The 11,564-nt window shown below is 70.5% G+C and carries 11 protein-coding genes; 4 read left to right on the top strand and 7 right to left on the bottom strand.

The window, feature by feature from the left end:
* Window positions 1–7 precede the first annotated feature (7 nt).
* Entirely contained in the window at window positions 8–799 is a 792-nt protein-coding gene (locus MVF96_RS08665) for a DNA-formamidopyrimidine glycosylase family protein (protein ID WP_247451843.1), read from the top strand.
* Window positions 800–814: 15 nt separating this feature from the next.
* Here MVF96_RS08665 and MVF96_RS08660 read toward each other — a convergent pair whose 3' ends face one another.
* A complete protein-coding gene (locus MVF96_RS08660; protein WP_247451842.1) occupies window positions 815–1,237 on the bottom strand; it encodes a pyridoxamine 5'-phosphate oxidase family protein in 423 nt (140 codons plus the stop codon).
* A gap of 91 nt (window positions 1,238–1,328) precedes the next feature.
* Window positions 1,329–3,071, bottom strand: coding sequence for a glycerol-3-phosphate dehydrogenase (glpD, locus tag MVF96_RS08655; RefSeq protein WP_137809901.1), 1,743 nt, complete (start codon window positions 3,069–3,071; stop codon window positions 1,329–1,331).
* A gap of 76 nt (window positions 3,072–3,147) precedes the next feature.
* On the opposite strand from glpD, the gene glpK reads away from it, so the two are divergent.
* Window positions 3,148–4,635: a glycerol kinase GlpK gene (gene glpK / locus MVF96_RS08650; protein ID WP_247452079.1), complete on the top strand. Its 1,488-nt coding sequence runs from the start codon at window positions 3,148–3,150 to the stop codon at window positions 4,633–4,635.
* A 22-nt stretch (window positions 4,636–4,657) separates the two neighbouring features.
* Here glpK and MVF96_RS08645 read toward each other — a convergent pair whose 3' ends face one another.
* The 3 genes from MVF96_RS08645 to MVF96_RS08635 form a co-directional block, all read right to left on the bottom strand.
* On the bottom strand, window positions 4,658–5,107 hold the full coding sequence (locus MVF96_RS08645; protein ID WP_247451841.1) for a hypothetical protein: 450 nt from the start codon (window positions 5,105–5,107) through the stop codon (window positions 4,658–4,660).
* Entirely contained in the window at window positions 5,104–6,507 is a 1,404-nt protein-coding gene (locus MVF96_RS08640; protein WP_247451840.1) for a hypothetical protein, read from the bottom strand. The genes MVF96_RS08645 and MVF96_RS08640 overlap by 4 nt, the downstream gene beginning before the upstream one ends.
* Before the next feature lie 109 nt (window positions 6,508–6,616).
* Complete coding sequence (locus MVF96_RS08635; protein WP_247451839.1) at window positions 6,617–8,020, bottom strand: NAD(P)H-quinone dehydrogenase; 1,404 nt, start codon at window positions 8,018–8,020, stop codon at window positions 6,617–6,619.
* 243 nt (window positions 8,021–8,263) lie between these two features.
* On the opposite strand from MVF96_RS08635, the gene MVF96_RS08630 reads away from it, so the two are divergent.
* Window positions 8,264–8,743: a gamma-glutamylcyclotransferase family protein gene (locus tag MVF96_RS08630; protein ID WP_004021668.1), complete on the top strand. Its 480-nt coding sequence runs from the start codon at window positions 8,264–8,266 to the stop codon at window positions 8,741–8,743.
* A gap of 10 nt (window positions 8,744–8,753) precedes the next feature.
* Here the strand turns inward: MVF96_RS08630 and MVF96_RS08625 are convergent, their stop codons facing one another.
* A complete protein-coding gene (locus MVF96_RS08625) occupies window positions 8,754–9,953 on the bottom strand; it encodes an amidohydrolase (protein ID WP_247451838.1) in 1,200 nt (399 codons plus the stop codon).
* Window positions 9,953–10,651, bottom strand: a complete 699-nt coding sequence (locus MVF96_RS08620; RefSeq protein WP_065630724.1) for an enoyl-CoA hydratase/isomerase family protein — start codon at window positions 10,649–10,651, stop codon at window positions 9,953–9,955. Before MVF96_RS08620 ends, MVF96_RS08625 begins: the two co-directional genes overlap by 1 nt.
* A gap of 101 nt (window positions 10,652–10,752) precedes the next feature.
* Here MVF96_RS08620 and MVF96_RS08615 point away from each other — a divergent pair, with 101 nt between their 5' ends.
* Entirely contained in the window at window positions 10,753–11,556 is an 804-nt protein-coding gene (locus tag MVF96_RS08615) for a purine-nucleoside phosphorylase (RefSeq protein ID WP_058250650.1), read from the top strand.
* Window positions 11,557–11,564: the final 8 nt, after the last annotated feature.

Below are 11,564 nucleotides of genomic sequence, written 5' to 3'. Positions count from 1 at the left end.
GTGGACCATGCCTGAGGGCGACACCGTCTACGCGGCCGCCGCACGACTGCGGGCGGGGCTCGCGGGACGGGTGCTCGAGTCGTCGGACTTCCGCATCCCGTCGCTGGCCACCGCGGACCTCTCCGGACGCGAGGTCCTCGCGGTGCGATCGGTGGGCAAGCACCTGCTGATCGACGTCGCCGAGAGCGGTCCGGGTGTCGGCGACACCCTCAGCATCCACTCGCATCTGAAGATGGAGGGCGCCTGGCACGCGCACCCGCGGGGGCAACGGTGGCGCCGCCCGGCCTACCAGGCCCGCGCCGTCCTGCGCACCGCCGACCATGAGGCGGTCGGTTTCGACCTCGGCGTACTGGAACTGCTCGCCGACCCCGACGCCGCGCTCGCCTACCTCGGCCCCGACCTGCTCGCCGACGACTTCGATCGCGAGGAGGCGATCCGACGTCTCGGTTCCGACCCGGACGCGACGATCGGTGCGGCCATGCTCGACCAGCGGCTGATCGCGGGAATCGGCAACGTCTTCCGCAGCGAGATCTGTTTCCTGCGGCGGGTCCTGCCGACCCGGCCGGTCGGCGAGGTCGACCTAGGGCCGGTCGTGGACCTCAGCCGACGCCTGCTGTGGGCGAACCGCTTGCGATCGGCCCGCACCACCACGGGCAACACATCGCCCAATGCGCGGATGTGGGTGTACGGACGCCACGGGCGGCTGTGCCGGCGCTGCGCCACCCCGGTGAAGCGGGGCGAACTCGAATCCCCGGGCGGCGAACGATCCGTCTATTGGTGTCCCCGGTGCCAGGTGTGATCCGGCCGAGGCCCCTCACACGGGGTAGCGCTCGGGCTCGGGCCCGAACTCGAAGCGGCGGGCGGTGATCGAGTCGACCGTGATCTCCACGTAGTTGTATTTCATCGTCGCGATCCACGGGCGCAGCGGCAGCTGGTCGGCCGCCTCGATCTCGTGGAGCGACACCAGGATCCGCGCCGTCCCCTTGGCAACGACACTCCACCCGTCGGTCTCGGTATGTCCGTCGGCTTCGAACGCCACTCGCGAATTCACCGCCAGCTCCGACAGTTTCGTGCCCTCGCCGGACCGCAGCATGATGCGGCCGTCGGTCGCATGGAAGTTCACCGGAAAGATGTCGGGCTGGCCGTCGACGCTCAGTGCGATCCGACCGAGCTCGGCTACTCCCAACAGATCCCAGGCCTGGTCGGGGGTGAGCACCCGAACCGATTCGTCGACCATGATCTCGTCTCCTTCTTCCCCCACCCCGATCGTGCCGCGGCATCAGGGGGCAGAGACAGAGGCCAACGTCCCGACTCGACCGGAGCCACCGTCATTTCGGAACGGGCACCGGCTCCAGGATCTCGGCCCGGGCCTCGGGGGCCGCGGCGCGCAGGGCGTCGGCGGAGTCGTCGTCGGGTTGCTGCTGCGAGGCCACCTCGGCCTCCACGCGCGCGACGTAGGTCGCCACCTCGAAGTCGCGTTGCTCGGTGGTCCAGCCGAGGAGGGGCGCCAGCAGGTCGGCGACCTCGTCGGCGCAGTCGACGCCACGATGGGAGTACTCGATGGCGATGCGGGTCCGCCGGGCGAGGACGTCCTCGAGGTGCAGCGCCGCCTCGTCGACCGCGGCGTACACCACCTCCACGCGCAGATACTGCGGCGCCGCGGCCAGCGGTTGCAGCAGGCTCTTGTCGCCGTCGGCGTAGTACAGCACGTCGTCGATCAGCGAGCCGTAGCGGTTCAGCAACCGGCGAATCCGGTACGGGTGCAACCCGAATCGGCGTCCGAGGTGCTCGCACTGGTTGATGAGCGCGAAGTAACCGTCCGCCCCGAGCAGCGGGACGCGTTCGGTGATCGACGGCGCCACCCGGGTGGGGATGAAGTCGTCGCACGCGTCGACGGCGTCGGCGGCCATCACACGGTAGGTGGTGTACTTGCCGCCGGCGATCGACACGAGTCCGGGCGCGACGGTCGCGACCGCGTGTTCCCGGGACAGCTTCGAGGTCTCGTCGTCCTCCCCGGCCAACAGCGGCCGGAGGCCGGCGTAGACGCCTTCGATGTCGTCGTGGTTGAGCTTGGTGACCAGGACCTCGTTGACGCGTTCGAGGATGTAGTCGATGTCGGCGCGGGTGGCGGCCGGATGCGCGAGGTCGAGGTTCCAGTCGGTGTCGGTGGTGCCGATGATCCAGTGCGTCTCCCACGGGATGACGAACAGCACCGAGTTGGCGGTGCGCAGGATGATCGCGGTCTCGCTGACGATCCGGTCGCGCGGCACCACGATGTGCACGCCCTTGGAGGCCCGGACCTTGAAGTGCCCGCGCTGCTTGGACAGTGCCTGCACCTCGTCGGTCCACACGCCCGCGGCGTTGATCACGCAGTGGGCACGGATCTCGGTCACATCGCCGTTCTCGGTGTCGCGCACCCGGACTCCGAGCACCCGGTCGGATTCGCGCAGAAATCCGGTGACCTGGGTCGAGGTCCGGATGACCGCACCGTAATTGGCCGCTGTGCGGGCGACCGTGAGGCTGTGCCGCGCGTCGTCGACGACGGTGTCGTAGTACCGGATCCCGCCGATGAGCGAGCTGCGCTTGAGTGCCGGGGCCACGCGCAGGGCACCCGATCGGGTGACATGACGCTGTCCGGGAACGGACTTGGCGCCGCCCATCCGGTCGTAGAGGAAGATGCCGGCTCCGACATACGGCCGCTCCCACACCCGTTGCGTGAGCGGATACAGGAACGGCAACGGCTTGACCAGATGTGGCGCGAGGAACCGGAGCGACAACTCGCGTTCGCGTAGAGCCTCACGCACGAGGCCGAATTCGAGCTGCTCGAGATAGCGGAGGCCGCCGTGGAACATCTTCGACGACCGGCTCGATGTGCCCGAGGCGATGTCGCGTGCCTCGACCAGCGCGACGCGCAGACCGCGTGTCGCGGCGTCGAGTGCGGCACCGACACCCACCACGCCGCCACCGATGACCACCACGTCGAACTGTTCCTCCCCGAACCTCCGCCATGCCTCGGCGCGGTAGAGGGGCCCCATGTCGGCGGGCCGGTCCGGGTTGAACTCGGTGTTCATGGTTGCTGAGCCTAATTGATCTCTGTGGCCTCGACAGCGTGCGACACTGTCCGGCGTGGGTAGGTCAGGCAAATACGTGGCGGCAATCGACCAGGGCACCACCTCGACCCGGGCGATGATCTTCGATCACGAGGGTCGCGTCGTCGGCGCCGAACAGCTCGAACACGAACAGATCTTCCCGCGCGCGGGCTGGGTGGAACACGACGCCGCCGAGATCTGGCGTAACACCCGCCGCGTCGGCGCCGCTGCCCTCGCGTCGGCCGAACTGACCGCGAAGGACATCGTCGCCTGCGGCCTCACCAATCAGCGCGAGACCACCGTGATCTGGGAGCGCGACACCGGCAAGCCGGTGCACAACGCCATCGTGTGGCAGGACACGCGCACCGATGATCTGTGCACCGAGCTGGCCGGAGATGTCGGCATGGACCGGTTCCGCGATCGCACCGGCCTGCCGTTGTCGACCTACTTCGCCGGCCCCAAGGCCCGCTGGCTCCTCGACTCCGTCGACGGCCTCCGCGAACGCGCCGAGAACGGAGAATTGTGTTTCGGCACCATGGATTCCTGGATGGCCTGGAACATGACCGGCGGGGTGGACGGCGGCCGGCACGTCACGGATGTCACCAACGCATCGCGCACCATGTTGATGGACCTGCGGACCCAGACCTGGGACGCCGACATCTGCGCCGAGATGGGCATCCCGATGGCCATGCTGCCCGAGATCAGGAGCTCCTCAGGCGATTTCGGCGCCCTCCGGGGCAACGGCCCACTCCCCGGGGTACCGCTCGCCGGCATCCTCGGCGACCAGCAGGCCGCGACCTTCGGCCAGGCCTGCCTGGAACCCGGCGAGGCCAAGAACACCTACGGGACCGGCAACTTCCTGCTCCTCAACACCGGCACCGAGCCGGTCTTCAGCGCGCACGGACTGCTCACCACCGTCTGCTACCGCATCGGCGAGCAGCCCGCACGATACGCACTCGAGGGCTCGATCGCGGTGACCGGTTCGCTCATCCAGTGGCTGCGCGACAACCTCGGCCTGATCCCGCAGGCATCTGACGTCGAGAAACTGGCCGGCGGGGTCGACGACAACGGCGGCGTCTACTTCGTCCCGGCGTTCTCCGGACTCTTCGCGCCGCGCTGGCGCCCCGATGCCCGCGGCGTCATCGTGGGTCTCACCCGGTTCGCCGACAAGGGCCACATCGCCCGAGCCGCACTGGAAGCCAGCGCCTTTCAGACGCGTGAGGTCATCGAGGCGATGCAGGCCGACTCCGGGGTCGAACTGTCGACGTTGAAGGTCGACGGCGGAATGGTCGTGAACGAACTGCTCATGCAGTTCCAGGCCGACATCCTCGACGTACCCGTCGTGCGGCCGGTCGTCAACGAGACGACCGCCCTCGGCGCGGCCTACGCGGCCGGCCTGGCCGTCGGTTTCTGGGAGAGCGAGGACGACATCCGCGCCAACTGGGCCGAAGACCGCCGGTGGGAGCCCGGGATGGCCGCCGACGACCGCGACCGCCTCTACGCGGGATGGAACCGAGCCGTCGAGCACAGCTTCGGCCTGACCTGACCGGCGCGACGGTGCCGCCGCCTCACATCACGTGGTCGGCGAGGATGGCGACCACACCGGCCGTGCCGCCCAGTGCCGCGGCGGCCTCGTAGGCTGATTCGCGGAGCGCATCGCGCAGCGACTCACCAGCGGCGGGCGTCGACATCGCGGCCACCAGGCAGTCGACGGCGCGGGCGCGGCGGAAGCTGTCGCGCTGGGCGTCCACGTCGCCACGACGCTGATGCGCGAAGGCGTCGAAGTCGTGCTGTGCCGCGACGAGCCGCAGACGTGCGATGCCGGCCGTCGACGCACCGCCCTGCCGCCGCCACTGGCTGATCGCCTCCCGGATCTCGGGCGTCGAGACCGCCGTGACGTCCAGGACGGTCGCGACGATCAGGTGCAGACACGCCGTGAGGTCCTCGTCGGGCACCGAGTCGACGAGGCGGGCGACGCCGCCCGGTAACCGGTCGACACGCTTCAGCCTGGCGTTCACACGGTCTCCGGTCTCGACGTGGCCGAACCGCCCGACGGTGGATCGGTGTCGTCCGAGACCTCCTGCGCCGCACCGTCGACGGGGGTCCGGGAGACGGCGTCGCCGGGTGCCGCGGGCCGCAGGGACAAGGCCTGATCCGGCCCGGCCGGCGCGGCGTCGTCGACCGCCGGGGATGCCTGCCGGATCCAGTCGCCGATGACGGGCGGACCGACGAGCGGCATGTCGCCGACGAGCTGCGCGCCGTGTTCCCGAGTGTGCAGGTACGGCGCTGCCCGGTGGCTGTCGTCGTCGGCGCCGGGCCGCCGTCCGCCGCCCGGGGCCCCGGCGAGCGGCATCCCCGTCGGGCGCTGGGCAACCGGCCCGGCGGTGGCGGGGGTCGCCGGCGTCGGTGAGCCGCCGGCGACCGGGGTCGGCGTCGGCGCCGACGCGGGTGGGAGCAAGCCGGGAGCGGGCATCGCGACCGGGACCCCGGCGCCTCCACTCGCCGGCGCACCGCCACCGGAACCGGATCCGCTGTTCTCGCCGATCCCGTCGGCGCCTCCCGACCGGTGCGTTTCGGGAGCCGCGGCGCCGCGGGTCGTCGACTCGGGCGTCGCCCGACCACCACGCACCAACCCGTCGGGGCCGTCGGTGTTGCCACGACCGGATGGTCCGCCGCCCGGACCCGCAGGCCCTGGCGGCGTCGACGACGCACCGGGTCCGCCGCCACCGGGTGGTGGACCGCCCGCAGCGACCGGCACCGGCCCGGCAGTCGGAGTGGCACGCCCGAAGTCGCCGGCGTCGACGGTGTTGGCGGCCTGACCGCGGGGAGCGTCCGGCCCGGAGCCCGCGGCGCCGGAACCGCCGGCGGTCGGCCCGCCGCCGAGTCCTGCGGTCACCCCGTTCGCCCCGGTCGGGTCGTTCGGCAGGGAGCGCTGCAGCCCGATCATCGGCGAGGAGTAGGCGCCCGTCATCGCCCGGTCGACCTCATGCCGGACAGCCGGCGCGTCCTCGGGATTGTCACGGATGTGCTGCTGCAGCTCACGCAACCGCCCCTCCTGACCGCGAGCCGATCCGAGGATGCCTGTCGCGCCGGCCAGCGCATCCCCGATCTGGCCGGCGGTCTCCGAGGTCGTCGCCAGATCGGCCGACAGCGACCGGCCCGCCTCCAGCGCCGCGTCGGAAGCCTGACCGAGCATGCCGTCGCCGAACATCGCGTGCATCCGTTCGGCCGCGCGCCGGACGGACTCGATCGCCTGCAGGATCGTGTTGACGTCACCGCCGGCACGACCGGGTTCCATCGTGCTCAGGACGTCGAGGATCTCGTCGATGCTCATGCCCGCCCACTGCGTGCGACCGCGAGCGAACGCGCGGTCGTTGCGACTGCCGTAGGTGTTGTAGGACTGCTGCGGCGAGCTCACGACACCCCCTTGGTCGCCGGCCGGGACGAACGAATTCGTCCGACCCTACCGTGACGACGCACCCGGCGGCGCACACCGGCACCGGCTGTGCACAGCGGGCGGGCGGCGCTCAGTCCAGGTCGTCGTGCCGAACCAGCTGCCGCGCCGCCTCGGTGATGGACCCGGTCAGCGACGGGTACACCGAGAACGTCTGGGCCAGGTCGCCGACGGTGAGCTTGTTCTGCACCGCGAGGGCGATGGGCAGGATCAGTTCGGAGGCGTTCGGCGCCACCACGACACCGCCGATGACCACACCGGTGGCCGGCCGGCAGAAGATCTTCACGAAGCCCCGGCGCAGACCGCTCATCTTGGCGCGCGGGTTGGTGGCCAACGGCAGCATCACGGTGCGCGCCGGGTACTCACCGGTGTCGATGGCGTTCTGCGACACCCCCACCGTGGCGATCTCCGGACGCGTGAAGATCGCGGACGCAACGGTTTTCAGCTTGATCGGGCTCACGCCCTCGCCGAGTGCGTGGTACATCGCGATGCGGCCCTGCATGGCGGCCACCGATGCCAGCGGGAACAGCCCGGTGCAGTCGCCGGCCGCATAGATCCCCGCGACCGACGTGCGGGACACCCGGTCGACCTCGATGTAACCGCCCTTGCCGACCGCGACCCCGGCACGATCGAGTCCGAGATCGGTGGTGTTGGGGACCGAACCGACGGTCATCAGCACGTGACTGCCGGTCACGGTCGAGCCGTCGGCCAGATGCGCGGTGACCGAATCGCCGTGCCGCTCGACCTTGTCGGCGCGGGCGTGCTTGACCAGCTCGACGCCGCGTTCGGCGAGTGCGTCCTCGAGCACCAGCGCGGCGTCCTCGTCCTCGTGCGGGAGGACCCGGTCGCGGCTCGACACGAGCGTCACCTTGACGCCCAGTTCGGTGTAGGCGTGGACGAACTCGGCGCCGGTGACGCCGGAACCGATGACGACGAGGTGCTCGGGCAGCTCCTCGAGGTCGTAGAGCTGACGCCAGGTGAGGATGCGCTCGCCGTCGGGCTGGGCGTCGGGCAGCACGCGGGGCGACGCGCCGGTCGCCAGCAGGACCACATCGCCGTCGTAGCGTTCGGTGGTTCCGTCGGCGAGCGTCGCGACGACGGTATGCGTCGAGACGCCGACCTGCCGCTCGTCGAGCACGGCCGTACCGGAGACGAGCGTCACGCCTTCGCTGATGAGTCGTGAGCGGATGTCCGCGGACTGGGCGAACGCGAGGTCACGGACCCGCTGGTGGATCTGCGGCAACGTGATGGAAGTGTCGTCGGTCTTGATGTTGATGCCCAGGTCGACGGCGCGACGGACCTCGGTGCGGATGCCGGTGGACGCGATGAACGTCTTGGACGGGACGCAGTCCCACAACACGCAGGCACCGCCGATCCCGTCCGAATCGATCACCGTGATGTCGGCCCCGTAGGCGGCCGCCGCGAGCGCTGCCTCGTAACCCGCGGGTCCTCCGCCGATGATGACGATCCTGGTCACTGTGACTCCTGTTCTCCACGCCGGCTCGCCGCGTCCTTCGTGGGGAAGCTGCGCCCGGCTGTGTGTCGTGGCTCGACGGGAACGCGGGGTGACACGCTCCTCGGGTCGCGCGAGACGGTCGCCCCCGTTCGCGCCGCCTACCAAACTAGTCGGGCGGGTCCGTCGTTGTGAACGTGGTCGCACACCGGAGCCGGGCCACGGTGTCGCCTTCCGGACTCGGCGGGGACCATCTAGGCTCCATCCGTGCCCATCTATGCTGCCTATGGATCCAACATGCATCCCGAGCAGATGGCCGAGCGCGCGCCGCACTCCCCGATGTCGGGCACCGGATGGCTCCGCGGCTGGCGTCTGACGTTCGGCGGCGGCGACATCGGGTGGGAGGGGTCCCTGGCCACGGTCACCGAGGACCGCGACGACCCCGACGCCCGGGTGTTCGTGGTTCTCTACGACGTCACCACCGAGGACGAGGATCTGCTCGACCGGTGGGAGGGTTCCGAGCTCGGCATCCACCGCAAGATCCGCGCCCGCGTCGACACCGCCGACGGCCCGGTGCTGGCCTGGTTGTACGTCCTCGACGCCTTCGAGGGCGGGTTGCCCTCGGCGCGCTATCTCGGCGTCATGGCCGAGGCCGCGGAGATCGCCGGCGCACCCGCGGAGTATGTGCAGGACCTCCGGTTGCGCGAGTCGCGCAATGTCGGACCCGGGCCGGGGCCCGCGGAATAGACCGAGTGTCCTAGCCGGCGGCGCTGGTCGCGTTCAGCACGATCCCGGCGAGCGCGCGCACACCGATCGCGAGGGCACGTTCGTCGAGATCGAAGTTGGGCGCGTGCAGATCGACCTGCGGTCCGAATCCGTCCCACACGCCGAGGCGGGCCATCGCTCCCGGGACGTGTTCGAGATACCAGGAGAAGTCCTCGCCGCCGGGTGACTGCGGGGTGTCCGCGATCGCCTTGGACCCGATCGCGGCGACGGACCGTTCGAACATCCCGACCGCGACCTCGTCGTTGACGACCGGCGGCACCCCGCGGAAGTACGAGAGGTCGTACCGGACGCCGAGCGGTGCCAGCAGCTCGCCGACGACGCTGCGGACCAGCGGCTCGAGCTGGGCCCAGGTGGCGTGATCGCCGGTGCGGACCGTGCCGCGCATGCGACCTTCCTGCGGGATGGCGTTGGCGGCGCTGCCGGCGTTCGCCGCGCCCCACACCATCACCGTGCCCGAACGCGGGTCGATCCGTCGCGACAGCACCCCGGGCAGGCCGGTGATCACCGTGCCCATCGCGTAGATGAGATCCCCGGTGAGGTGCGGCCGCGACGTGTGCCCGCCGGCCGAGTGCAGCTGCAGATCGATGTGGTCGGCCGCGGACGTCAACGGGCCGGACCGCAGGCCGACCATGCCGACCGGCAGGCGAGGGTCGCAGTGCAAGGCGAAGATGCGGCCGAGACCGGTGGTGACGCCCGCCTCGATGGCGTCGAGGGCTCCGCCGGGCATGACCTCCTCGGCGGCCTGGAAGATCAGACGCACGCCGACCGGAAGTGGTTCGGCCGCGGCGAGGAGCTTCGCGACGCCGATCAGGATGGCCGTGTGCGCGTCGTGACCGCACGAGTGCGACGCGCCCTCCACCGCCGAGGTGAACGGCAGGCCGGTGTGTTCGGTCACCGGCAGGGCATCCATGTCCGCGCGCAGCGCGATACGGGGCTCACCGGCGGGACCGAGGTCGCACACCACTCCGGTGCCCAGCGGCAGCCGGCGCGGGGTGAGTCCGGCAGCGGTGAGCTCGCTCATCACCAGCTCGGTGGTGCGGACCTCTTGCCGGGACAGTTCCGGATGCGCATGGATCTGCCGGCGCCACGCGATGAGATCGCCGCCGTGCTCGGCGAGCCAGGCGTCGATGGGATCGTCCGCCGCGGCGAAATCCGCTCCCGCGGCCGACATCAGAAGACTCCGGGCGGGGTCTGACGTGCGAGGTCGTCGAGCAGGGGGCCACGGAGTCCGCGCTTGATCAGCGCCAGGTTGGGTCCGGCGGTCGCGGAGCGGGCGGCCGCGATCTCGATGGCCCGCTTCACGAGGAGTTCGGCGTCCACGGCCTCGTCGACGATTCCCGCACGCACCGCGTCGTCGGCGCCGTACCGCCGGCTGGTGTACATCGCCTCGGTGGCGGTGCGATCGGTCAGTCGGGTGCGCAGCAACGTCGCCATCCCACGGGTGAACGGCATGGTGAGAGCGGCCTCGGGCAGCGACCAGAAACCGCGTTCGGTGCGCATCAGGACGTGGTCGGTGCACAACGCGAGCATCGCTCCGGCGCCGAAGGCGTGTCCGTTGACGGCGCTGACCGTCGGAACGGGCAGGGTGAGCACCTTCGCGTACAGGGCGTGCACGCGGTCGAGGTAACCGGGCAGCTGGTCGGGAGCGGCGAAGATGTGGTCGGTGTCCAGGCCGTTGGAGAAGAACTTCCCGGTGGCGGTGATCACCAGCGGTCGTGTGCGGTCGACGACCACCTGGTCCAGCAGTGCATCGACCTCGTCCAACCAGTCGGCCCGGAAGCGGTTCTCCGGATTGGACTCGCTGATCTCCTCACCGCGCGCTCCGAGATGGAGCTCGACGACCTCCCCGTCACCGTTCAGAAATGGCATGTCCCGACCTTATCGCTCCCGGTCTCGTCGCCACCGACCCGATCGGTCGGCGCGCTGCGACGCGCGGCCGTGTGGGCCTGGGAACGGTTTAGGGTTGGCGCATGGAGCCCACCGCCGACCCCGATGCCGCGGCCATCGTCGCCGCGGCCACGATCGCTGCCGAGACCGACGCCGCTACACACGATGTGGCCGTCATCCTCGGGTCGGGATGGTCACCTGCCGCCGACGCCTTCGGGCGGCCCATCCGCTCGTTGCCGATGGCGTCGATCCCGGGATTCGTCCCGCCCAAGGCCGCCGGCCACGGCGGCGTGGTCCACTCCGTCCGGATCGGTGATCGACGAGTCCTGTTGATGCTGGGACGTATTCACGCCTACGAGGGCCACGACCTCGCTCGCGTGGTCCACCCGGTCCGCACCGCAGCCGCGGCCGGTGTCCACACCGTCGTGCTCACCAACGCGGCGGGCGGTCTGCGCGAGGACATGTCGGTCGGGCAACCCGTGCTCATCTCGGATCATCTGAATCTCACGGCCCGCTCCCCGTTGGTCGGCGCCCAGTTCGTCGACCTGGTCGATGCCTATTCACCGCGGCTGCGACAGATCGCGCGCGGCATCGACCCGGGCCTCGCCGAGGGGGTCTACGCCGGGCTCCCCGGCCCGCACTACGAGACCCCCGCCGAGATCCGGATGCTGCGGACGATGGGTGCGGACCTGGTCGGGATGTCGACCGTGCACGAGACCATCGCGGCGCGCGCCGCCGGACTCGATGTGCTCGGCATCTCCCTGGTCACCAACCTCGCGGCCGGCATGACCGGCGAACACCTGAGCCACGCAGAGGTCCTGGAGGTCGGCCGCGCGTCGGCAACCCGGATGGGCGAGCTGTTGGCCCGGATCATCGGCGAACTGTAGGACCGAAC

The organism is Gordonia hongkongensis (genome assembly GCF_023078355.1).
Lineage (GTDB): Bacteria > Actinomycetota > Actinomycetes > Mycobacteriales > Mycobacteriaceae > Gordonia > Gordonia hongkongensis.
This window is presented reverse-complemented; position numbering and strand designations above follow the sequence as displayed.